This is a genomic window from Arthrobacter sp. zg-Y750, assembly GCF_020907365.1.
GTDB lineage: Bacteria > Actinomycetota > Actinomycetes > Actinomycetales > Micrococcaceae > Arthrobacter_B.
The window spans coordinates 158,847-179,731 of sequence record NZ_JAJJOC010000006.1; the positions used below are offsets into that span (position 1 = coordinate 158,847).

General features: G+C 64.6%; 22 protein-coding genes. 10 read left to right on the forward strand and 12 right to left on the reverse strand.

Annotation, left to right across the window (positions count from 1 at the left end; genetic code table 11):
- The first annotated feature begins 47 nt into the window (after positions 1 to 47).
- Positions 48 to 644 carry a TetR/AcrR family transcriptional regulator gene (locus LOC57_RS03740; protein ID WP_229958158.1) on the forward strand — a complete coding sequence of 199 codons (597 nt, stop codon included), beginning with the start codon at positions 48 to 50 and terminating at the stop codon, positions 642 to 644.
- Here the strand turns inward: LOC57_RS03740 and LOC57_RS03745 are convergent.
- The 9 genes from LOC57_RS03745 to LOC57_RS03785 form a co-directional block, all read right to left on the reverse strand.
- The gene (locus tag LOC57_RS03745) at positions 621 to 1,202 is read right to left on the reverse strand and encodes a GNAT family N-acetyltransferase (protein ID WP_229958161.1); all 582 of its coding nucleotides are present in this window, start codon (positions 1,200 to 1,202) and stop codon (positions 621 to 623) included. The two genes, LOC57_RS03740 and LOC57_RS03745, sit on opposite strands and share 24 nt — an antisense overlap.
- A 67-nt stretch (positions 1,203 to 1,269) precedes the next feature.
- A complete protein-coding gene (locus LOC57_RS16335) occupies positions 1,270 to 1,812 on the reverse strand; it encodes a MarR family winged helix-turn-helix transcriptional regulator (protein ID WP_229958163.1) in 543 nt (180 codons plus the stop codon).
- Positions 1,776 to 2,672: an alpha/beta hydrolase family protein gene (locus LOC57_RS03755; protein WP_229958165.1), complete on the reverse strand. Its 897-nt coding sequence runs from the start codon at positions 2,670 to 2,672 to the stop codon at positions 1,776 to 1,778. Before LOC57_RS03755 ends, LOC57_RS16335 begins: the two co-directional genes overlap by 37 nt.
- A 612-nt stretch (positions 2,673 to 3,284) precedes the next feature.
- Positions 3,285 to 4,088 (reverse strand): HpcH/HpaI aldolase family protein, encoded by an 804-nt coding sequence (locus LOC57_RS03760; protein WP_229958167.1) that lies wholly within the window; start codon positions 4,086 to 4,088, stop codon positions 3,285 to 3,287.
- Complete coding sequence (hpaH, locus tag LOC57_RS03765) at positions 4,073 to 4,858, reverse strand: 2-oxo-hept-4-ene-1,7-dioate hydratase (protein ID WP_229958169.1); 786 nt, start codon at positions 4,856 to 4,858, stop codon at positions 4,073 to 4,075. The genes LOC57_RS03760 and hpaH overlap by 16 nt, the downstream gene beginning before the upstream one ends.
- Positions 4,859 to 4,933: 75 nt before the next feature.
- Positions 4,934 to 6,019 (reverse strand): 3,4-dihydroxyphenylacetate 2,3-dioxygenase, encoded by a 1,086-nt coding sequence (hpaD, locus tag LOC57_RS03770; RefSeq protein ID WP_229958171.1) that lies wholly within the window; start codon positions 6,017 to 6,019, stop codon positions 4,934 to 4,936.
- 45 nt (positions 6,020 to 6,064) lie between these two features.
- Positions 6,065 to 7,579, reverse strand: a complete 1,515-nt coding sequence (gene hpaE / locus LOC57_RS03775; RefSeq protein ID WP_229958173.1) for a 5-carboxymethyl-2-hydroxymuconate semialdehyde dehydrogenase — start codon at positions 7,577 to 7,579, stop codon at positions 6,065 to 6,067.
- A 46-nt stretch (positions 7,580 to 7,625) separates the two neighbouring features.
- Positions 7,626 to 8,309 (reverse strand): GntR family transcriptional regulator, encoded by a 684-nt coding sequence (locus tag LOC57_RS03780; protein WP_229958176.1) that lies wholly within the window; start codon positions 8,307 to 8,309, stop codon positions 7,626 to 7,628.
- A gap of 11 nt (positions 8,310 to 8,320) precedes the next feature.
- Positions 8,321 to 9,790, reverse strand: coding sequence for a fumarylacetoacetate hydrolase family protein (locus LOC57_RS03785; protein WP_229958178.1), 1,470 nt, complete (start codon positions 9,788 to 9,790; stop codon positions 8,321 to 8,323).
- Positions 9,791 to 10,207: 417 nt separating this feature from the next.
- Here LOC57_RS03785 and LOC57_RS03790 point away from each other — a divergent pair, with 417 nt between their 5' ends.
- The 4 genes from LOC57_RS03790 (at position 10,208) to LOC57_RS03800 (ending at position 14,576) form a co-directional block, all read left to right on the forward strand.
- Entirely contained in the window at positions 10,208 to 11,233 is a 1,026-nt protein-coding gene (locus LOC57_RS03790; protein ID WP_229958180.1) for a hypothetical protein, read from the forward strand.
- A gap of 97 nt (positions 11,234 to 11,330) precedes the next feature.
- Positions 11,331 to 11,882 (forward strand): DUF4365 domain-containing protein, encoded by a 552-nt coding sequence (locus LOC57_RS16580; protein ID WP_442860703.1) that lies wholly within the window; start codon positions 11,331 to 11,333, stop codon positions 11,880 to 11,882.
- On the forward strand, positions 11,875 to 13,008 hold the full coding sequence (locus LOC57_RS03795) for a hypothetical protein (RefSeq protein WP_229958182.1): 1,134 nt from the start codon (positions 11,875 to 11,877) through the stop codon (positions 13,006 to 13,008). Before LOC57_RS16580 ends, LOC57_RS03795 begins: the two co-directional genes overlap by 8 nt.
- Before the next feature lie 485 nt (positions 13,009 to 13,493).
- Complete coding sequence (locus LOC57_RS03800; RefSeq protein WP_269440249.1) at positions 13,494 to 14,576, forward strand: alkene reductase; 1,083 nt, start codon at positions 13,494 to 13,496, stop codon at positions 14,574 to 14,576.
- 54 nt (positions 14,577 to 14,630) lie between these two features.
- Here LOC57_RS03800 and LOC57_RS03805 read toward each other — a convergent pair whose 3' ends face one another.
- Positions 14,631 to 15,473 (reverse strand): SDR family NAD(P)-dependent oxidoreductase, encoded by an 843-nt coding sequence (locus LOC57_RS03805; protein WP_331460630.1) that lies wholly within the window; start codon positions 15,471 to 15,473, stop codon positions 14,631 to 14,633.
- 2 nt (positions 15,474 to 15,475) lie between these two features.
- Positions 15,476 to 16,018, reverse strand: coding sequence for a YbhB/YbcL family Raf kinase inhibitor-like protein (locus tag LOC57_RS03810; RefSeq protein ID WP_229958184.1), 543 nt, complete (start codon positions 16,016 to 16,018; stop codon positions 15,476 to 15,478).
- Positions 16,019 to 16,103: 85 nt separating this feature from the next.
- Between LOC57_RS03810 and LOC57_RS03815 the strand changes: the two genes are divergently transcribed.
- Together LOC57_RS03815 and LOC57_RS03820 are read left to right on the forward strand one after the other, a co-directional pair.
- Positions 16,104 to 16,772: a GntR family transcriptional regulator gene (locus LOC57_RS03815; RefSeq protein ID WP_229958185.1), complete on the forward strand. Its 669-nt coding sequence runs from the start codon at positions 16,104 to 16,106 to the stop codon at positions 16,770 to 16,772.
- A 246-nt stretch (positions 16,773 to 17,018) separates the two neighbouring features.
- A complete protein-coding gene (locus tag LOC57_RS03820; protein WP_229958193.1) occupies positions 17,019 to 17,873 on the forward strand; it encodes an aldo/keto reductase in 855 nt (284 codons plus the stop codon).
- Between the two features lie 38 nt (positions 17,874 to 17,911).
- Here the strand turns inward: LOC57_RS03820 and LOC57_RS03825 are convergent, their stop codons facing one another.
- Positions 17,912 to 19,057, reverse strand: coding sequence for an FAD-dependent oxidoreductase (locus LOC57_RS03825; RefSeq protein ID WP_229958195.1), 1,146 nt, complete (start codon positions 19,055 to 19,057; stop codon positions 17,912 to 17,914).
- A gap of 135 nt (positions 19,058 to 19,192) precedes the next feature.
- Here LOC57_RS03825 and LOC57_RS03830 point away from each other — a divergent pair, with 135 nt between their 5' ends.
- The 3 genes from LOC57_RS03830 to LOC57_RS03840 are packed head-to-tail and all read left to right on the forward strand — an operon-like array spanning position 19,193 to position 20,867.
- Positions 19,193 to 19,720, forward strand: coding sequence for a MarR family winged helix-turn-helix transcriptional regulator (locus LOC57_RS03830; RefSeq protein ID WP_229958197.1), 528 nt, complete (start codon positions 19,193 to 19,195; stop codon positions 19,718 to 19,720).
- 22 nt (positions 19,721 to 19,742) lie between these two features.
- Positions 19,743 to 20,189, forward strand: a complete 447-nt coding sequence (locus LOC57_RS03835; RefSeq protein WP_229958199.1) for an SRPBCC family protein — start codon at positions 19,743 to 19,745, stop codon at positions 20,187 to 20,189.
- A gap of 57 nt (positions 20,190 to 20,246) precedes the next feature.
- On the forward strand, positions 20,247 to 20,867 hold the full coding sequence (locus tag LOC57_RS03840; protein WP_229958201.1) for an MOSC domain-containing protein: 621 nt from the start codon (positions 20,247 to 20,249) through the stop codon (positions 20,865 to 20,867).
- Positions 20,868 to 20,885: the final 18 nt, after the last annotated feature.

A 20,885-nucleotide genomic window follows, 5' to 3' on the forward strand; every position in this document is an offset into this window, starting at 1 on the left:
CACCCTAACCGCAAATGTGAGAACCTCATACATGGAAGGGGTGTTTTGTGGCCGAACGATCGAGTTACCACCACGGAAATCTGCGCAGCGCGCTGCTGGAAGCGACCATTGAGCTGGTCCGGGAACGAGGCCCCCGGGGGTTCACCGTCGCCGAGGCTGCCCGCCGGGCCGGAGTGTCATCGGGTGCCCCCTACCGGCATTTTGCCGACCGGGACGCCATGCTGGCCGCTGTCGCACAGCAAGCCTTCACTGAACTGGAAAACTATTTCGGCGGCCTGCGGCTGGGGTCCAGTCTCGGTGAGCGGGCCGAACAGATCGCGGTGGCCTACCTGGTTTTTGCGCGCGAGGATCCCACGCGCTTCGCCGTGATGTTCGGTTCGGGCATCGTCAAGGATGCCTACCCGGAACTCCTGGCACAGGCCGAACGTGTGCAGGTTCTGCTCGAGGCAGCGGTTGCCCCCTTTGTCCCGGCGGAGAAAGTGGTCCAGCGCGCCGCGGAGTTGTGGTCGATTGCCCACGGGGTGACCGACCTGGCGATTGGCGGCAATCTCCGCCATGTCATGGGCCCGGAGCGCACCGACGGGATTGCCTCCTCCGCCGCACGTGCCTGGGCCGCAGGATTAGCCGGCAACTCGGCCCACTGACCTACTGCCCGCCTCCCAGCCGAGGGCGAAGTAGACCTCCAGCTCGCCGGCGTACGGCCGGTCCAGGCTGCGGATCCGCTGCAGCCCGGCGGCCAGTGCGGTGCGCTGCGAACCGACGTTGGCGTCCGTGGTGCGGGCCATGACCGGCAGGGCGGGCAGCAGCTCCCGGCCGCGCCGCACGGCCTCGCGCGCCCCTTCGGCGGCATAACCCTTGCCCCAGGCGGAGGGGTCGTAGCGGTAGTACAGGTTCAGGATGCCCTGCCCGTCCACCACGGCCCGCTGCAGCCCGGTGAAGCCGATGACGGTGTCCGGCGCCGTGCGTTCGGCCACCGACCAGTAGCCAAAACCTTCGCGGTCCCAGTGCGCCAGGAAGTCCCGGATCAGCTGCTCCGACCGTTCCCGGCTGGGCTGTTTGGGGTTGTGCCGGTTGGTCCGCGGATCCATGTGGATGCGCAGCGCGGCGTCACGGTCCTCGGGGGCCAGGCGGCGCAGCAGCAGGCGGTCGGTGCCGGCGGGGGTCCAGTCGGCGGGGTTCTGGGACGCGGGGTTCTGGGACATGCGCCCATCCTAGGCAACGCCACTCCCGGAACGGCCGGTCCGGTGCAGGCAGGACGGCCGGTGCCGGTTAGTCCAGCGCCTCCGACACGTGCCGCAGCCAGCGCGCCACGGTGGCCAGTTCCTCGGCGCTGAAGCCATCATTGATGCGCGCATTCAGCTCGTGAAGGGATTCCTGTACGACGCCGAGCGCCTCCCGCCCGCCGGGGGTCAGGTCCAGGCGGATGGTCCGGGCGTCGGCCGGATCCGGGGTGCGGGTGATGAGCCCGGAGGTCTCCATCCGGGCGAGCAGCCCGCTCAGCCCGGCCGGGGACGCCTGGACCGCAGCGGCCACCTCGCCGGTGCTGGCCCCGGGACGCGAGGCCAGATGCAGCAGCACCCCGCCCGCGGAGGCGCTGATGCCGCGCTCCCCGCCCCGGCCGGCAATCCAGCGCCGCAGCCGGCGTTCGGCGGTCAGTGTCAGGAAAAACAGGCGCGGCGGGCGGGCGGTGCGCACCGCGCCCGGGCGGGTCCCGGCGTCGTCGTTCCTGCCGGGAACGCCGTTAGTGCCGGCCGCCCGCGACCCCTGATCCGGGCCTACTGCGGGCTGAGCCCTGCTTTGTCCGTCAACCACGTGAGTACCTCCGGCCACAGCTTCTCACGCATGCCGCGGCGGAAGAAGCCCATGTGTCCGACGGCCGGCACGCCGACGTCGGCCGGTGCATACGTGCGCCGCTCCACCGAGGCGTTTACCAGGTGGCTGAAGATGACGTTGATCTGCCGGGGTGTGGCCCAGGGGTCGTCGGTGAAGCCGATAACCAGCGCGTCGGTTTTCACCTGCGCGGTGCGCTGGGCGGCGTCCATGCTCGGGTCGTCAAAGAAGTAGTTGGGTTTTTTGCTCCAGCCGCTCCACTCCAGCATTGCGCCGCCGGGCATGTCCTCGCCCAGGCCGAGTTTCTTGCCCGGAACCGCGCCCAGCAGCCGGCCGGTCAGCGGACCCAGGAAGCTCAGGATCAGGCCCACCCGGAACCGTTCCTTGCGGTCCTCGATGGCCTTGGTGACACCGGCGTGCGAGGCCACTCCCACAAATCCGTGCAGGTCCTCCAGCCCGTTGTTCAGCGCCATGGCGTGCGCGCCGAGGCTGTGCCCCACTGCCAGGTGCGGCAGGTCCGGGAACCGCTCGCGCATCCATGCGGCCGCCGCCGGGACGTCCTGGTCCATCCAGTCGCGCATCCTCAGCCGCCGGTTAGCCTTCGGACTGCCCGAGGCACCGGTCCCCCGGTAGTCATAAGTGAGGACGGCAAGACCGTTCTCCGCCAGGTATTCGCTGAAGCCGGTGTACAGCCGTTCGGCCACGGCCGTCGCGGGGTGGATGACGACGGCGGCGCGCGGTTCGCCGTCGGGCAGGCGCAGGGTGCCGGCAATGGTTCCGCCGGCGGCAACCGGGATGGAGATCCGTTCGGAAGTCATCGAGGTCACGTCATTATTTCGCATGCGAAACAATATACATGGGACGCTCGGTTTCGGATACCCTTCCGGGGCGGACTTCTCGGCCTGGGGTGGGGTGGCTGGCAGGCTGGCGGTACGGGCCCGGCAGGGGTACGGGCCGGGCGCTTTGCTGCCGGTTTGTGCATTCCCTGCCGGTCTGGGTTTCTGCTGCCGGTTTAAACGGGCAGCAGATCTTCAAACCGGCAGCAGATTCCCGAACCGGTCGATTTTCCAGGCCGGAACCCGGGGTTTGGCCCGCTCCGGCCACCAAGAAGCGCCGCCAGGGAAGCCTAGGGGAATCGAACCCCTGACCTGTGCATGAACTTTCTGCCAGTTCGGGTTTCTGCTGCCGGTTTAAACGGGCAGCAGATTCCCAAACCGGCAGCAATATCCCGAACCGGGCGATTTTCCAGGCCGGAACTCCGCCCCGGCCGCACAGATTCCCACGGAGTGTTACTGGTGCGGCCCATGGGGAAACATCGGCCCCACCCGCACCAGAGCGTGGGAAAACCGAGTCACCCCGAGGCTGGCAGCCAAACGAAAAGGCACAAATTACCGATTTTCAGCCGAAAAACGGTAATTCGTCCCTTCTCGATTCCCGCGAACCCTCCGGCCCGCTCAGTAACTCGCGCGGGCCCCGTCCTCAGCGGCAGGGAGGTACTTCGCAGCCAGCCCCTCACTGCCCCGGGCCAGGAGGGCGACGTCGGCGCCCACCAGGATGAAGTCCACACCGGCGGCAATGTAGCGCCGGGCGGTGGCCTCGGCGAACGCGTTCACGCCCACCGGTTTCCCGGCGGCCTTCACCGTGCGGATGCAGTGTTCGACGGCGGCGACCACGTCGGGATGCTCCTGCTGGCCCAGGTGCCCCATGGAAGCAGCCAAATCCGCGGGCCCGAGGAACAGGCCGTCCACCCCATCCACGGCAGCAATCTCGGCTACGTTTTCGACGGCGGCCACGGACTCGATCTGCACCAGCAAGGTCACGGACTCCGCAGCGTTTTCCAGGTACCCGTCAACTCGGTTCCAGCGCGAGGCGCGGGCCAGCGCGCTGCCCACCCCGCGGATGCCCTGCGGCGGATACCGCACGGCACGGACCAGTTCGGCGGCCTGCCCGGCGGAATCCACCATGGGAATCAGCAGGTTCTGCGCACCCAGGTCCAGGTACTGCTTGAGCAGCACCGCATCCCCGGACGGCGGGCGGACCACGGCGCTCACCGGGTAGCCATGTACGGCCTGCAGCTGGGCGAGCAGGGATTCGAGCCCGTTGGGGCTGTGCTCGGCGTCGATCAGCAGCCAGTCCAGGCCGGAGCCGGCGCAGATTTCGGCGACCAGCGGGCTGCCGGAACACACCCACATGCCGGTCTGGCGGCCGCCGGCAAGCCGGGCGGCAAAGGTTTCCTCGGGGCTCAGTCGAAGCGGCATGTGATGGTTCCCAACGGTCCGTAGTCGGCGAACACGGTGTCGCCCTTGTAGACCCACATGGGCCGGGTGAAGGAGCCGGCGAGGATGATTTCCCCGGCCTGCAGCGAGGTGCCGTGCACGGCCAGCTTGTTCGCCAGCCAATACACTCCGGCGGCCGGGTGGTTCAGCACCCCGGCTGCCACGCCGGTTTCCTCGATGCCCTGGTTGCGGTAAAGCAGCGCCGAAACCCAGCGCAGGTCGACGTCGGCGGCCCGCACCGGGTTGCCGCCCACCACCATGGCGCCCATCGCCGCGTTGTCGGAGATGGTGTCCACTATGGTGCGGCCCTCCATCTCGATCCGCGAATCCAGGATCTCCAGCGCCGGCACCACGTAGTCCGTGGCGTCCAGGACGTCGAACAGCGTGCAGTGCGGACCGGCCAGCGGCTTGCCCAGCACAAACGCGAGTTCCACCTCCACCCGCGGATGGGTGTAGGCATCCCAGTCCAGGGTGGCGCCGTTTTCCAGCACCATGTCATCGAGGATGATCCCGTAGTCCGGTTCGGTGATGCCGGTGGCGGCCTGCATGGCCTTGGAGGTGAGGCCGATCTTGTGCCCGGCCAGCTGCCGGCCCTCGGCCAGCAGCCGGTCCGCCCACAGGTTCTGCACCGCGTAGGAATCCTCGATGGTCATATCCGGGTAGCGGGCGGTCAGCAGCGGCACCGGGGTCCGGGTCCGCTTGGCTTCGACCAGTTCGTCGGCCACCGCCTGGAGAGTTGATTGATCTAGCACCGTGCTGCTTTCTGTTCAGTAACGCTGAAGACGGGGTAGGACGACGACGGCGCGCGCCCGCCGTCGTCGTCCCGGTTAGAGCTGGGAGCCTACCTTGAAGCCCTTTTCCTCGCCCGGTTCGCGGGTGTAGGAGAAGCCGTCCGCGCCGATGGTGACTTCCATTTCGGAGGTCTCCGTGCGGGAGGTCAGCGGCTGCGGGTTGCCGTCCAGGTCCAGGACGAGGGAGGCCTCGGTGTACCAGGACGGGACCACGGGGTTGCCCCACCAGTCGCGGCGCTGGTTGTCGTGCACGTCCCAGGTGACGGTGGGGTTGTCCGGGTCGCCTGTGTAGTAGTCCTGCGTGTAGATCTCGATGCGGTGGTCGTCTGGATCCAGGATGTACAGGTAGAAGGCATTCGATACCCCGTGCCGGCCGGGACCGCGCTCGATCCGGTCGGAAATGCGCAGGGCGCCCATCTTGTCGCAGATCTGGATGATGTTGTGCTTTTCGTGCGTGGCGAAGGCCAGGTGGTGCATGCGGGGGCCGTCGCCGCCGGTCAGCGCGGTGTCATGCACGGTCTGCTTGCGGTGCATCCAGGCGGCGTAGGTGACGCCGTCGGAATCCTTGATGTCCTCGGAAACCCGGAAGCCCAGATCCTCCAGGTAGGCGCGGCCGCGGGGCACATCGGGGGTGACCTGGTTGAAGTGGTCCAGCCGGACCAGTTCGCCGGCGGAGTAGAGGTCATAGCGCTGGGTGAGGCGCTCCACGTGCTCGGTCTCAAAGAAGAACTCGTAGGGGAAACCCAGCGGGTCCTCCACGCGCACCGAGTCGCCGATGCCCTTGACGAAGCCGTCGGCCCGGCGCTCGGTGCGGCAGCCCAGTTCCTTGTAATACGCCTCGGCTACGTCCACGTCTTGGGGGGTGCGGACGCGGTAGGCCAGGGCGGCGACGGCGGCCACCGGGCCCTTGCGCAGCACCAGGTTGTGGTGGATGAACTCCTCCAGGGAGCGCAGGTAGATGGCGTCCTCGTCCTCTTCTGTGACATGCAGGCCGAGGACGTCCACGTAGAACTTCCGGGACCGTTCCAGGTCCGTGACCACCAGTTCGGTGTAGGCGCAGCGGACAATGTCCGGCGGGGCGATGCTGGGCGTGGGAATGGGGTTGGCAACTTCAAAGCTCATGGGGTTTTGCTCCTTTGCAAAAGGCGGGCGAAGTGTCGGGGACGGTCAGCCGTCGACCTTGGCGGCGTCGTCGGTCCCGAACTTGGGGGTGTGGACCTTGCCCAGGGTGATGTGCACGGCCTGCTGGTCGGTGTAGAAGTCGATGGAGCGGTAGCCGCCCTCGTGGCCCAGACCGGAGGCCTTCACACCGCCGAACGGGGTGCGCAGGTCGCGGACGTTGTGGCTGTTGAGCCAGACCATGCCGGCCTCGGTGTTCTGCGCGAAGTTGTGGGCGCGGGTGAGGTCGGATGTCCAGATGTAGGCGGCCAGGCCGTACTTGGTGTTGTTGGCCAGTTCCAGGGCTTCGGCTTCGGTGTCGAAGGGGGTGATGGCGACGACGGGGCCGAAGATTTCCTCCTGGAAGATCCGGGCGTCCGGGGCGACGTCGGCGAAGACGGTGGGGGCAATGTAGTTGCCCTCTTCCAGGCCTTCGGGGCGTCCGCCGCCGGCGAGCAGGCGGCCTTCGGTCTTGCCGATCTCCACGTAGGAGGCCACTTTCTTGAAGTGTTCGGGGTGGACCAGGGCGCCCACCTGGGTCTTCGGGTCGTGAGGGTCGCCGACGACGATGGTCTTGGCGCGGGCGGCGAAGCGCTCGCAGAACTGGTCGTAGACCGGGCGTTCCACCAGGATGCGGGAACCGGCGGTGCAGCGTTCGCCGTTGAGCGAGAAGACACCGAACAGGGCGGAGTCGAGGGCGGCGTCCAGATCCGCGTCGGCGAAGATCACGCACGGGCTCTTGCCGCCGAGCTCCATGGACAGGCCCTTCAGGTTTTCCGCGGCGTTGCGGAAGATCGTCTTGCCGGTGGTGGTTTCGCCGGTGAAGGAGATCAGCGGGACCTGCGGGTGCTTCACCAGCGCGTCGCCGGCTTCCTCGCCCAGGCCGTTGACCAGGTTGAACACACCGGCAGGAACGCCGGCCTCGGTGAAGATGTCCGCCCACAGGGAGGCGGAGAGCGGGGTGAACTCGGCCGGCTTGAGCACCACGGTGTTGCCGGTGGCCAGGGCCGGGGCCAGCTTCCAGGACTCGAGCATAAACGGGGTGTTCCACGGGGTGATCAGCCCGGCAACGCCGATGGGCTTGCGGTTCACGTAGTTGATCTGGCTGCCGGGGACCTTCATGGCGTCGTCGAACTGGGCGACGATGAGGTCCGCGAAGAAGCGGAAGTTCTCCGCCGCGCGCAGGGCCTGGCCCCGAGCCTGGGTGATGGGCAGGCCGGTGTCGAAGGTTTCCATTTCGGCCAGGCGGTTTTCCTGGGCCTCGACCGCGTCGGCAATCTTGTTGAGGATGCGGGCGCGTTCGCGCGGCTTCATTTTCGGCCACGGGCCGTTCACGAAGGCTTCGCGGGCGGCGGCGACAGCGGCGTCGATGTCTTCCTTCTGCCCGGCGGCGGCGGTGGCGTAGGCCTTGTTGGTGACCGGATCCAGCACGTCAAAGCTGGCGCCGCGAACGGAGTCCACGAACTTGCCGTTGATGAAGTGCTGGATGTGCGAGGGAAGGTTCTCGGGGACGAAGTGCGTCATCGTGGTTCCTCTTTGAGTCAGTGGTGGGAGGTTTAGGGTCGAGAGCTTAGATGGGCGACGGCGGCTGGTGGGCCTGCGCCAGGAAGGCATTGAGCGTGTTGGTGCGGTGCGCGCGGGCGGCGTGCTCGACGTCGGCCGCGGAGGCTTTTGCTTCGATCAGGTTCAGCAGGTTCTCGTGTTCGGCCACGGAATCCTGCGCCCGGTCCGGCACGTACCGGAAGACGGAGGAACGCATCCGGTCCAGCCGGTTCCAGCCGCGGTGGACCAGGTCAAGGATGTGCGGGTTGGGGCAGGGCGCGTACAGCAGGGCGTGGAACTCGGTGTTGAGCTGCGTGAAGCGGACCGGGTCGAAGTTGCTGAGGACCTCGCGCATTTGTTCATTCAGCGTCCGGGCTTTTTGTAATTCCTCGGCGCCGATGATGGGTGCGGCCAGGGCGGTGGCAGCGCCCTCGATGATGCTGAGGGTCTGCATGGTGTGCAGGTACAGGTCCGGGTCGATGCCGGCCACCGTGGCGCCCACATTGCGTTCAAAGTGGACCAGGCCTTCGGCTTCCAGCCGCCGGATGGCCTCGCGCACCGGGACCACGCTGAAGCCCATCTCGGTGGCGATGCTGCTGAGCACCAGGCGGTAGCCGGGGGTTAGTTCGCCGCCGAGGATGCGGTCCTTCAGCTGTTCATAGGCCTGCTCCGATTTGGAGCCGGTGGCGGTGCTGGTGTCGGCGGCGCTCATGGGTTCTTTTGTCATACTTGTTCCGCTGCCCAGGCCTCGTACTTTTCCTTCCAGGCGGCGTTCATCGGGTAGAGCCCGTCCACGCCGTGCCCGGCCTTGACCATTTCGGCGATGAACTCTTCCTGGTGTTCCTGCTTCAGGCAGGCCTCCACCAGCTCCTCGGCGATGGCCGGCGGGATGACCAGGATGCCGTCGTCGTCGGCCACGATGATGTCGCCGGGCTGCACGGTGGCGCCGCCGCAGGCGATGGTGATGTCGGTGTCCCAGGGGACGTGTTTGCGGCCGAGGACGGCGGGGTGCGGGTTGGCGCAGTAGACGGGCAGGTCGATGCCGGCCACGGTGGAGTAGTCGCGCACGCCGCCGTCGGTGATGATGGCTGCGGCGCCGTTGTGCTTGGCGCGCAGGGCGAGGATGTCCCCCAGGGTGCCGGTGCCCTTTTCGCCGCGGGCTTCCATGACCAGGATTTCGCCCTCGCCCACGGAGTCGATGGCGCGTTTCTGCGCGTTGTAGCCGCCGCCGTGGGAGCGAAAGAGGTCCTCGCGGTTGGGCACGTAGCGCAGGGTGCGGGCGGTGCCCACCACCTTGCGGCCGGTGCGGGTGCCGGTGAGGCCGTCGATGGAGACGTTGTTCAGGCCGCGGGAGCGCATCTGGGAGGACAGGGTGGCGGTGGCGACGGATTCGAGCTTGGCCCGAAGCTCCGGGGTGAGGGTTTTTTGCTGCTTCTTGGGCGCGAGGCCGGCCTTTTCGGCGGAGCCCCAGGCTTCCTCGCGCTGCTTGTCGTCGATCTTCGGCTGCGCGCCGAAGGGTGCCAGCGGCGTGGTGCCGTCGGTGACGGTGGTGGCGAGGCGGCCGGTGGTCTGGTCGGTGCCGGGGACGTCCACTTCGACTTCGAGGCGGTCGCCGGGGACGGCAACGGAGGCGCCGGCGGGGGTGCCGGTGAGGATCAGGTCGCCCGGTTCCAGGGTGAGCAGCTGGGAGAGGTCGGCCACCAGCTGACTAAAGGGGAAGAGCAGGTCCGCGGTGGTGTCATCCTGCGCGAGTTCGCCGTTGACCCAGGTGCGGATGCGCAGGTTGGCGGGGTCGACGTCGGCCGCGTTGAGGATAGCGGGGCCCACGGGGGTGAAGCCGTCGCCGCCCTTGGAGCGGAGGTTGGAGCCTTTGTCTGCCCAGCGCAGGTCGTACACGCCCAGGTCATTACTGGCGGTCACTCCCCCGACGTAGCTCCACGCGTCTTCGATGCTGACGCGGCGGGCGGTCTTGCCGATGACGAGGGCGATTTCGCCTTCGAAGCCGAGCAGTTCGCAGCCAGCCGGGCGCTCGACGCTGCCGCCGGTCAGGGCCAGGGAGGAGCTTGGCTTGAGGAAGTAGGAGGGCTGTTCCGGGGTGCGTCCGCGTTCTGCTGCCCGTGAGGGGTAGTTGATGTGGACGGCGATGACCTTGCCGGCCTGCTTCAGCGTGTCCGTGGTGGCGTCGTTGCCCATGTCTCTCCTAGATCAAGTACGAAATCGTATATGATCAGGGTTACATGTGGCGCGGGTCACGTCAAGGGGTTGGTCTATTCCACCTAGGTACTCACTTCCGAAAGGCTGAAACCTCTTCACGCCTAGAACACGGCTCTATGAAAGCTGGTCGCGCATTGGATACTTTCCTAGACCCAAACGCTTACTCCAATTGATATGTGTGGCATCCAAAAGGCCTTCAATTTGGAGGAGCCAGCTGAATCCTCTCTGTCTCACACGAGCATAAACATCGAAGATTCTCTGGATTCGTTGCACCCGCGCCATGCCATGCGGCCCCAGGGAAACAGCCGCCCTACAGGAACTGCGGACCAGTACAGAGCTCCAGAGTTCCCATATGCGATTATAGTGTCCCTTAGAATCCATGCGAATAGGCGAAAAATGAAGACTGAAGACACCGTATATCACGTCCAAGCATTCTTTGTTCACACCAGAATGTTGAGGCAGAGGTTGTCCGTTTTGGACGCGCAGGCCATGGACGCTTGGGCGAACAGCTTTCCGACAGATATGGAGAGGAAGGGTGCCGCCAATGCCCACTCTGAACGGATCGTCGCCGAACTGTACGGAAATTCCCCCGACGAACTTGCTATCTGGCTTATGGATGAACCGACCGTGGGCGACACCAGACTGATCACGGTCAGTCAGCAGTTCTACTTTCGAAAGATCAATGACCGACGAAAGGGATTCCGTGCTTCCTTCCGAGTCAATACGAATATTGAGCTCGAAGGAGAATTTGCCACAGAAGGCTGTGTCGGTGATACGGGACTAGATTTCCTATCTGGTAACCGCCGTGTCACAATGCTGGGCATCGCTGAAGTGCTGCAAACGGGGAGTATCAGAAAGGTTCGAATCGCCCCCTGGTTTATAGGGCACATGGTTGCCCGGCCTGCCTCTGAGGGCGCACCCATGTTCGACTACACAGATCACCGCGAGGTTTGGCCTCGAGAGATCGACCAATTCAGCCTCATCTCCGAATGTGACCCGCCCACTCCCGGCATGCTTAAAGAAGTGAAGAGCATGCCAGAAGAAACGGTCAAGAATCACTTCGCGGAGATTATTTCCGAACCCTACGTCGGGAAGGATTGGGGCGGCGAGTCATCGGACCTATACACGAACCGCCTCACTATATCCGGGAAAAACATACGAGCGGGATTTGCGTTCAAAGGTCCAGGCCTTCCTGGCAAGCTAACGATCAGCGGGATGGGCAAAAACGGCGACCAAGGTCTTCGCCTTTATCAGCAACCTATAGACATAGGCATCATTCAACATCACAGGGAAATCGACGCGCAGGTTCGCAACCTGATGGAGGCGGTGGCGCGGCACTATAGGGCAAAATACATGATCATCGATGGTTCCACCACGGCACAGATCTTGAATGCATACGGATATCTCAAGACCGCCCCTTGATCACAACATCTAGCGCGAATTGATATCACTCTCACCCAGACCAACACACGCAGGAAATCAGTGATCACTCCGAAACGATCAGTCGGGCGGCGTTCAAATGACGCCTAATCCCACATCACCTGCTCCAGGCGGAGTACTCCCCCCTTTTCGCCCATACAGTGTCCTACTGGATAAAGGCCAGAAGGCCCGCTATGGCGTTAGCTACGTTCGGGCCCTCTGCGCCCACGCCGGATTGGCGTTCACTGAAACGTCACCTGACGAGGACGTTCTAGCCGTGGATGGAGAACTCAAATTCGCTGAAGCATCCGTGGGTCTCCAAGTGAAATGCACCAGCCAGCTTCAGCTCTCAGGTAGGACAGCTTCATGGCGTACGGACCCCGGTTGGATACGCCAGTGGGAGCGGTCCAAGCTACCTGTCTACTTTGTTCTCGTGATTGTTCCCCCGGACAAAGAGTTGTGGCTATCTCACAGCGCCCTTGGTACCCAGATGCAGAAGACAGCCGCTTACTGGCTCCGAGTGGACAATCAGCCTTTTACCCAGTCGTTGTCCATCCCCAAGAGTCAACGTTTGACGGTAGAGACCTTCGCTGAATGGCACAACGATGTGCTTGCGGCTTTCACACCCCTTGGAGGTGGAACCAGTGCTTAGCCCGTTGGCTGAAGATATTCACCACTTCCTGCGCGTACATGGCGCTATGAAGGAGTCCTCCGGTCGGATTGGATCCTTCTGGCGTTTGGGGGACGTGTCGATAGGCGTGGCGGACGAAATGGAACCGGACTCCCTTGAATGGCGAAGTGTCCTCGAGCGGGCCGCTGCCGCTCTAGGCCGACAGCCACTCGAAGTTGCAAGAGAGATACGCAGTCAGTTCGTCGACAGTGCTATGTTGCGTGCCGCTAAGGATGTGGTCATTGAGGGCTCCATCCCGCTTGATGCAGGGGTCCGCCTCATAGCCTCAGCAAAGGGAATGCTTCGGGCAAGCGCAACCACGTCGCAGAGACCTCGCTCCCACATTGCTGGCGGTTACTCCTTAATAGGAGACCGTCTGACAAAACAAGCGCGGCTTGGCCATACCATTCAAGGGTCCTACATCATCCCTATTCTGATGCCGCTTCCTCGACCGGAAGAAGAGGAGACGCGAGCACCCACTTTCGACGGCATGTCGGTATATCGCACGGCATTTGAACCAGCCGAACGCCGAGTGATGAGAACATTTGCAGAAGCACTGAGTGCTGTCGATCGCGGGCTGATCCAACCGGGCGTAGAACCACGGGCACAACAGGTGAACGATGTGGTCGCCGCGGGGGTAAGCCTAGAATTTGTTAGCGCTCTGAGCGACGTCGTTTCTAGCGAGTTCGTGAATACGTTCTCTGCGACCTTCAATTGGGCAGGAGGAGTCAAAGCGCCATCTTCACTGCTCCGCGAGACCATCGAGATTTCACATGATTCCGTCGAGATTCTCGAGATGGCTGCAAGGCACCTTAAGACCACTCGCATTCATTTGGAAGAGACCGTAACTGGGCCGATCGTCCAGGTCAGGTTCCTTCCGGGTGACGCCTTCGGGGAAGTTTCTATCCAAACCATTCGCAGCGGCAGGCGAGTGGAGGTCCATGCCCGAATTCGGGAGCCGGCGGTAGCTGAAGCATTGGAGTGGATGAGGTCCGCTCGAACGATACTGGCTGCGGGACGCATTCGGCGTCAAGCCGGAAAACCCCTTCTCATCGACGAACCCACCAGGCTTCTACCCATTGAGGAAACGTATCTCTATACGCAGTGATATGAGTCGCTTCATACAGGGCCCAGGGGCGGCATGCCCTTCCCTGGGCCAGCTGTACCCTCGTGTTAGTAATCACCGAAGCCGAGCGAAGCTACATTCCTTTGTACTGAGGATATCCGGCCGGGCCGTCGACGTCTGGTGAAAACTACCAAAGAGATCTAATTCCAACTCTACGGAATTACTCGTAGCACTGTGTGACCCCCGTAGCTCGCCCATTATTGCCCTTTGGGTGTCGCATTAGTAGAACAGGCACCACTCAGATTTTCTGAACAAGCCCATTGGTGCCCATGGGGTTTACACCACCCACAGGCGATGCAGCCGGTGTCTGAAAAGGGCCTCCTTTCGGACAGTGACAAGTAGGGGCTATTCGGTGTGACCTCGCCCATGTCGCGGAATATAAGGGGCCTTTCGTTCGGTTATCGCTAGATAGACGCCAACCCGACACCTGGCATCCGCCCTGAGCACGCAACAGAAGGAACCCCCACTTGAAACTCTTCACCCCCCTCACCGTCGGCACCATGGAACTGCCCAACCGCCTCGTCATGGCACCGATGTCCCGCGTACGCGCCGACCGCAACGGCGTGCCCACCGACATCATGGTCGAGCACTACCGCCAGCGCGCCTCCATGGGCCTGATCACCACTGACGGCATCTACCCCTCCTTCACCGGCCAGGGCAACGCCCTGATGCCCGGTCTGGTCACCGAGGAGCACGTCGCCGGCTGGAAGCGCGTCACCGATGCCGTCCACGAGGCCGGCGGCCGGATCGTCGCCCAGCTGATGCACTCCGGACGCGTTGCACACGAGAACATTAACGGCGGACGCCCCGTCGTCGCCCCCAGCGCCATCGCGGTCGAAGGCATGGCCCACACCTACGACGGCAAGCAGCCCTTCCCGGTGCCGCACGCCCTCACCGAAGCCGAACTCCCCGGCGTCGTGCAGGACTTCGTCTCCGCCGCGCAGAACGCGATGAAGGCAGGGTTCGACGGCGTCGAGCTGCACGGTGCCAACGGCTACCTGCTGCAGGAATTCCTCTCCCCCGTCTCCAACACCCGCACCGACAACTACGGCGGCTCCCCGGAGAACCGGGCCCGCCTGGTCATCGAGGCCTTCCGCGCCGTGGCCGAGGCCGTCGGCGCCGAGCACACCGGCATCCGCATCTCCCCGGAGCACAACATCCAGGGCGTGCTGGAAACCGACCGTGCCGATGTGACCGCCACCTACACCGCCCTGGTGGACGGCATCGCCGATCTGAAGCCGGCCTACCTGTCCATCCTGCACGCCGACCCGGCCGACGCAATGATTCAGGACCTGCGCCACCGCTTCGGCGGCCCGGTGCTGATGAACACCGGCTTCGGCACGGTCACCAGCCGCGAGGACGCCATCATGCTGCTGGAGGAGAACCTGGCCGACGCCGCCGTCGTCGGCCGCCCGGTCATCGCCAACCCGGACCTGGCCCGCCGCTGGCAGGAGGACCACCCGCTGAACGAGATCGACCAGGCCACCGTCTACACCGACGGCGCCGCCGGCTACACGGACTACCCGGTGCTGGCACCGGCCGCCTCCTAGCTCGAACAAACGACGGCGGGCCCTCCCGAGTGTGGAGGGCCCGCCGTCGTCGTGTCAGTCAGCCGTAAGTTGGTTGCTGATGTCCCATAGCTCCGTGCGGAGCTCTGACCGGTACGCATCGGGGTGGGAGTGCGTTTCGGTCCCGCGGTCAAAAAACCGTCCTGTGATGTGCGCGAGCTCGGGGGCAAAGGCCAGCCGCAGTGTGGACCGCACACCGGTGTCCAGGCTGTCGATGCTGAGGTCCGGTGAATCAAGCATCTTTGTCGGCATGTAGGTGCCGGGATGGACGCTGTTAACGGTGAGGACTCCGGGGTCGTAACGTTCTGCCAGTTCCATTCCCGCCATAACCAAGGCGAGTTTCGACGCTGAGTACGCGCGCTGGCGGGTGTATCCGTGAGCCATCGTTAGGTCGTCAAAGTCGAGAGAGGTCTGACTGAGAGACGCCACGTTGACCACCCGGGCCGGCGCACCCGCCCGCAATAGGGGCAGCAGGCGCTTTGTCAGCAGGAAGGGTGCAAGGTGGTTGACCGCGAAACACAGTTCGTGGCCGTCCGCGCTGAGCTGACGGGCGTGGCCGGCGCTGACACCGGCATTGTTTATCAGAACGGATATGTCATCGGTCAGGCCGCGGATCCTGTCGGCGAGCCGGGCCACCTGTGCCAGCTCCGCGAAATCGCCCTGCACGGTGATGATGTCCGCCGGACCGCCGGTCAGCTCCTTTTCCAGCTTGTCCAGCCGCTCCGGGCTTCGACCGTGAAGGACCAACCGAATCCCGCTGTGGCCGGAGAGTTCGAACGCCAGCGCCTTGCCGAGTCCGTCTGTGGCGCCAGTGATAAGGATTGTGGGCGTACCTCCTCGGTCATTCCGAGGCAGGTGTACTCCGTTTATCGGCATCATGATCAGACCGCTGGAGTCTCGGCGGTTCCCACAAGCCAGGCCCGGCCCACAGTGTGCCCAGCCATCAGAAAGCCCAGGGTTGCCGGAGTGGCTTCGGCCGGGACGTCGATTTCGGCGACGTCGAGGGCCGTTACCGTGATGAAGTAGCGGTGCCGTCCGTGGCCGGCGGGCGGGGCGGCCCCGATGAACCGAGCTGCGCGCGCATCATTGGGAAGCTGCACGGCGACTTCAGGCAGGCGCGATCCGTCGTCGTCGCCGGCTCCTTCCGGAATGCTTGTCGAACCGGCAGGGATGTTGGCCACTGCCCAGTGCCAGAACCCGGACCCAGTGGGCGCGTCCGGGTCATAGACAGTGACCGCGTAGCTCTTGGTTTCTGCCGGTGCGCCCGACCAGGAAAGCTGCGGAGATGCATCGAGGCCGCCCGGCACTCCGGACATGCCCGACCACTGCGCGGGAGCCAGCGGCTGCCCGTCGCTGAGGTTCTCGCTGGAGAGTGGAAAGGTCGGAACTTCCGGCAGTCGGGAGTATGGATTGTTTTCGGTCATGGTGTTCCTGTCCGTGGTCGGCGTGCTTGGTTATCGATTATTGCGTTAATAATCGATTATGTGCAAGAAGCTCTATGATGGGGAGATGACACCCACCGCCGACGCCAAGCGCCAAGCGCCCTCCGAACGCGTCTACTCGCTCCTACGGGCATCGGTGCTGCACGGAGCCGTTCGGCCCGGGCAGCCACTCCGCCCCCAGGAGTTGGCCGACCAGCACGGCGTGAGCCTCGCCGTCGCCCGGGAGTCGCTATTGCGGCTTGTGGGCGAGGGTCTGGCCGAGCGGCTGCCGAACCGCGGTTTCGCGGTCCCCACAGTCGGCGATGACCGGTGGCAGCAACTGGCGCAGGCCAGAGCAATTTTCGAGCCCGCGATGCTGCGCATGTCTATCGAGCGAGGCGATCTGGATTGGGAGGCCCGGGTACGGGCGGCCCATCATCGGCTCTCCGGCACACCACCGTATGAGCACGAGGGTGACGCTTATTTCTCGGATGCCTGGGCGGCTGCGCACCACGATTTCCACCGCACACTGCTGGACGCCTGTTGCAACGAGGTGTTACTGGAATCATTCGAACGCATGTGGACCGCCACTGAGCTCGCCCGGCGCTGGTCGGCCGCAATTTCACCGCAGCGCGACGGAGCCGGCGAGCACCGCGCGCTTGAAGGGGCAGCACTGGCGCGGGAGGCGGACAAGGCAGCCGACCTGCTCACCCGGCACCTGACCGGTACCGCTACCGCGCTCTCGACGCCACGCTGACGGGGAGGGGGATCCTGTGCCGTCATGGTGCGCTCCTTAGGCCCGGCCCGCCCCTTCCCAGGCAAGCACTCCGCCGCGACGCCCGCCAGCAGCCGGAAAAACTTGCCGCCGGCCGGGTCCATCCGGCCCGTGCCGGAATACGCTCAGATGAGCCGCGTCCCGCCTCAATGCGCGTCCCCTTCCCCGCAGACTGCGGGACCATGGCAGGCAAGAGCGTGTTCCGCTGATCGGTGAGGAGCAGGAACCATGGTCCTGGATGACACGTACACCTTGGCCAACGGCCAGCCCATTCCGAAGCTGGGTCTGGGCACCTGGTTTATTGACGACGACGCCGCGGCGCAAGCGGTCCGGGACGCCGTCGAGATCGGCTACCGGAACATTGACACCGCGCAGGCCTACGGCAACGAGCACGGGGTAGGCGAGGGCGTGCGCACGGGCGGGGTTCCCCGCGGTGAGCTGTTTGTCTCCAGCAAGCTGGCCGCCGAGATCAAGGACTACGACGGCGCCGTGGCCGCCATCGACGGGTCCCTGGCCACCATGGGCCTGGACTATCTGGACCTGATGCTGATCCATGCTCCCCAGCCCTGGAACGACTGGCGCGGCGGCACCTACGCCGAGGGCAACCGGCAGGCCTGGCGGGCACTGGAGGAAGCCCAGCAGGCGGGCAAGCTCCGCTCCATCGGCGTCTCCAACTTCGAACAGTCGGACCTGGAGAACATCATCGAGGTCTGCACGGTGGCCCCGCAGGTGAACCAGGTGCTGTTCCATGTGGGCAACACCCCGGATGACCTCCTCTCCTACTGCACCGGGCAGGGCGTCCTCATTGAGGCCTACTCCCCCATTGCGCACGGAGAGATCCTGGAGAACACCGACGTCGCCGACATGGCAGCCCGCTACTCGGTGACCGTTCCGCAGCTGTGCATCCGCTACGCCCTGCAGATGGGCACGGTCCCGTTGCCGAAGACGGCCAATCCGGACCATATGCGGGAGAACGCCCAGGTGGACTTCACCATTTCCGACGAGGACATCAGCGCCCTGTGGCGCCTGCGCATCAGCGACTACGGCAGGTCCAGCCGGTTCCCGGTCTTCAGCGGCAAATAGTATGACAGCTCTGAAATGGCCGCCGCCAGCTGCTCCGGCTAGTCGTGGTACTCGCGGCCGTAGGTTTTGGCGCCCGCCATCATGTTCCGCAGGGTGGCGGGTGCGTTGTAGCCGAAGGTGCTCTCGAAGGACTGGTAGCCCTCCTCGGATGAGGCGGCGCTGCGCGGCAGCATCTCCTCGGCGAACGCATCGAACGCGGCATCGACGTCATCCGGTGAGGCTGCAATCAGCCTGCCCAGCTCCGCGCCGTCGTACAGGGCCCAGTTCGCGCCGTCGCCGTCCGGCGGTGTCAGATGCGCGGCGTCGCCGACGAGCATCACTCCAGGTATCCGGTCCCAGGTGTGGCCGAGCGGGAGGCCCCAGATCGGACGGATGACGGGGTCCGTATCGCCGGCAGTCAGCAGTTGCCGCAGTTCGGGCGACCATCCTTCACCGAGCTGGTCGGCAATCATCTGCAGTGCCCGGCCACGATCCGTGAGGTCGAGCGTTTCGGCCCAGGACAGCGGCTTTTTGAGCACGGCATAACTGTGGATGATGTCGTTCGCTTCACGGTGCCCGAAGATACCCCGGCCGGGCTGCATCGCAAGCATCGCGCCCCGGCCCACGAGTTGCGCGCTGCCCGGGTGGCGGTCTTCGACGTCGTGCAGGAACGTCTCCGCCCAAAGGGTGCCGAGATATTCCGGGGCTGCGCCGTTGAGGTAGGACCGGACCCGTGACCAGGCGCCGTCCGCGCCGATCAGGATATCCGCGTCGCTCGATGAGCCGTTGGCGAAGACGACGGTGTGGCTGGTGCCGCTGCCGTGGATCGATGCGACTTTGTGGCCCCACTGGATGGCACCGTCCGGCAGCGACTCCACAAGGATGCGGCGCAGCTCGCCGCGCAGTACCTCGGGGTTGGTCAGTTCGCCATGGTCGGGGATCTCACCGACGAGTTCCCCGGCAGAGTCGAGGAACCGCATGGCCTCGGCGCCCATGTTGATGATTGAACGGAATTCGTCCATGAGCTGGCACTGCTCGAGGGCAGCCTGGCCGTTGAAGTCGTGAATGTCGAGCTGGCCGCCCTGCGTACGTGCGTTTATCGACGGTTCCCCCTCGTACACGGCCGCCGGGATGCCGTTGAGGTGCAGGACGCGCGCGAGCGTCAATCCTGCGAGGCCGGCTCCAATGATGACTATGGGCTTCATGATCGATCTCCTTCGTAGTGACGAGGAGACCTGCCGGGCCCCTCAACTTGTGCTGTTGCAAAATGATTATGCAACAAAACTATTTGTTTGCAAAGAGAGTTTAGTCCTGACGCAAAACTATATTGCGAATAAACTATGGGCATCAACGATCCAGGAAGTGAGTGTGCAGCGATGGCAGATGTTGCCGGAGCCCCGACCCAGCGGAAACAGATCATCGCCAGCCTCCTGGCCTTCACCGCGGCGCAGAACGAACTCGTCCGCCTGTTCGCACGCAGTAACCACATGCATTCCACCGACGCCGCGGCGGTTGTGCAGATCATTGAACACGAAGACCAGGACCGGCCGCTCACCCCCGCCAGTCTTGCGGCGCGCATCGGGCTGTCCCCGGGCGCGACGTCGATCCTGCTGGCACGCCTGGAGGAGGCGGGCTTCATCAGCCGGACACGGGAGCACACCGACCGACGCGTCGTGACGCTGCGCTCCACAAAGTCGATCAACGACGCCGCCGACGCCTTCTTCCAGCCCTTGGCCCAGGAGCTCGACGGCGCCCTTGCGGCGTTCGCGCCTGACGAGATCGACGTCGTGAACCGTGCGGCCGGCGAGCTGCAATCCGTGCTCGAGAGCTACGTCCGCGCTACTGCGGGTGAGATGGAATCGAGTTAGCCCAGGGCTGCATACTCGAACCATGACCGTTTACTTTGAGTGCACCACTCGGACAGCTCTGCCGATCCAGGAGCTGTTCGACCGGGCCCGGAGTATTGACGTCCACAAGGATTCGATGGCGCGGTCCCGCGAAGAGGCGGTCGGGGGCGTAACGTCCGGCCTCATCTCCAAGGGCGAGGAAGTCACCTGGCGGGCCTGGCACTTCGGAGTTCCGTTGCGGATGACGAGCCGGGTCACGGAGATGGAGCCGCCGGACCGCTTCGTCGATGAGCAGATCCGAGGCCCGTTCTGGCGGTTCCGGCACGTCCACGATTTCAGCGAGGATGCCGCCGGCACCACCATCGTTGACCGGATCGAGTTCGAGGCACCGTTCGGCGTCGTCGGGCGGGCAGTGGAGAAACTGGTGCTGGCGCGCTACCTGAAGAAGCTCATTGAGGGACGCAATCGGCATCTGGCCGCGGATTTCTAGTCCATACCCTCTGCAGAATATGGAGGCACCGTGCCGAATCATGGAATGATCCATCACATGACGTCCAGCAGCACTCCAGCGGCCGCGAACAAACCTGTCAGCCAAGAGAGTGAAGCTGCGGGCAGCGCCTCAACAACGGATTCGAGGGTGCCCTCCGTCAGCCGAAGCAGCAAGCACAACTTCAGCAAGGACCGGGTGGAATCGGTGCTGCTGGTGGAAGGGCTGGGCATTGACGGAGACGCGCATTCCGGTACCACGGTGCAGCATGTGTTTAGAAAGCGGTTCCATCCCACGGAACCCAACCTGCGGCAAGTGCACCTGATCCAGGCGGAACTGTTCGATGAACTGGCGCAGGACGGCTTCGAGGTGCGTCCCGGCGACCTCGGGGAAAACATCACCACCCGCGGCATCGATCTCCTTAACCTGCCCGCGGGAACACTCCTGCGCATAGGACCCGACGCCGTCGTCCAGGTAACCGGCCTGCGGAATCCCTGCCGGCAGATTGACCGCTTCCAGACCGGGCTGCTTAAAGCGGTGCTGCCCCGCGACAGCGAAGGAAAAGTGGTGCGCAAGACGGGAATCATGGGCATCGTACTGACCGGCGGGCTGGTGAGCATCGACGACGGGATCCGCGCCGAGGTTCCTGCCGGTCCGCAACGCCGGCTCAAGTGCGTCTAAAACCGGACCATCGAGGAG

Excerpts from the sequence above, each read along its gene's own strand:
- LOC57_RS03790 (WP_229958180.1), top strand. The coding sequence starts at position 10,208 with ATGAAGACTGAAGACACCGTATATCACGTCCAAGCATTCTTTGTTCAC.
- LOC57_RS03785 (WP_229958178.1), bottom strand. The coding sequence starts at position 9,790 with ATGGGCAACGACGCCACCACGGACACGCTGAAGCAGGCCGGCAAGGTC.
- LOC57_RS03810 (WP_229958184.1), bottom strand. The coding sequence starts at position 16,018 with ATGACCGAAAACAATCCATACTCCCGACTGCCGGAAGTTCCGACCTTT.
- LOC57_RS03815 (WP_229958185.1), top strand. The coding sequence starts at position 16,104 with ATGACACCCACCGCCGACGCCAAGCGCCAAGCGCCCTCCGAACGCGTC.
- LOC57_RS03755 (WP_229958165.1), bottom strand. The coding sequence starts at position 2,672 with ATGCGAAATAATGACGTGACCTCGATGACTTCCGAACGGATCTCCATC.
- LOC57_RS03825 (WP_229958195.1), bottom strand. The coding sequence starts at position 19,057 with ATGAAGCCCATAGTCATCATTGGAGCCGGCCTCGCAGGATTGACGCTC.
- LOC57_RS16580 (WP_442860703.1), top strand. The coding sequence starts at position 11,331 with ATGACGCCTAATCCCACATCACCTGCTCCAGGCGGAGTACTCCCCCCT.
- LOC57_RS03840 (WP_229958201.1), top strand. The coding sequence starts at position 20,247 with ATGACGTCCAGCAGCACTCCAGCGGCCGCGAACAAACCTGTCAGCCAA.
- hpaE (WP_229958173.1), bottom strand. The coding sequence starts at position 7,579 with ATGACGCACTTCGTCCCCGAGAACCTTCCCTCGCACATCCAGCACTTC.
- LOC57_RS03830 (WP_229958197.1), top strand. The coding sequence starts at position 19,193 with ATGGGCATCAACGATCCAGGAAGTGAGTGTGCAGCGATGGCAGATGTT.
- hpaD (WP_229958171.1), bottom strand. The coding sequence starts at position 6,019 with ATGAGCTTTGAAGTTGCCAACCCCATTCCCACGCCCAGCATCGCCCCG.
- LOC57_RS03745 (WP_229958161.1), bottom strand. The coding sequence starts at position 1,202 with ATGTCCCAGAACCCCGCGTCCCAGAACCCCGCCGACTGGACCCCCGCC.
- LOC57_RS03805 (WP_331460630.1), bottom strand. The coding sequence starts at position 15,473 with ATGATGCCGATAAACGGAGTACACCTGCCTCGGAATGACCGAGGAGGT.
- LOC57_RS03835 (WP_229958199.1), top strand. The coding sequence starts at position 19,743 with ATGACCGTTTACTTTGAGTGCACCACTCGGACAGCTCTGCCGATCCAG.
- LOC57_RS03780 (WP_229958176.1), bottom strand. The coding sequence starts at position 8,309 with ATGAGCGCCGCCGACACCAGCACCGCCACCGGCTCCAAATCGGAGCAG.
- LOC57_RS03760 (WP_229958167.1), bottom strand. The coding sequence starts at position 4,088 with ATGCCGCTTCGACTGAGCCCCGAGGAAACCTTTGCCGCCCGGCTTGCC.
- LOC57_RS03820 (WP_229958193.1), top strand. The coding sequence starts at position 17,019 with ATGGTCCTGGATGACACGTACACCTTGGCCAACGGCCAGCCCATTCCG.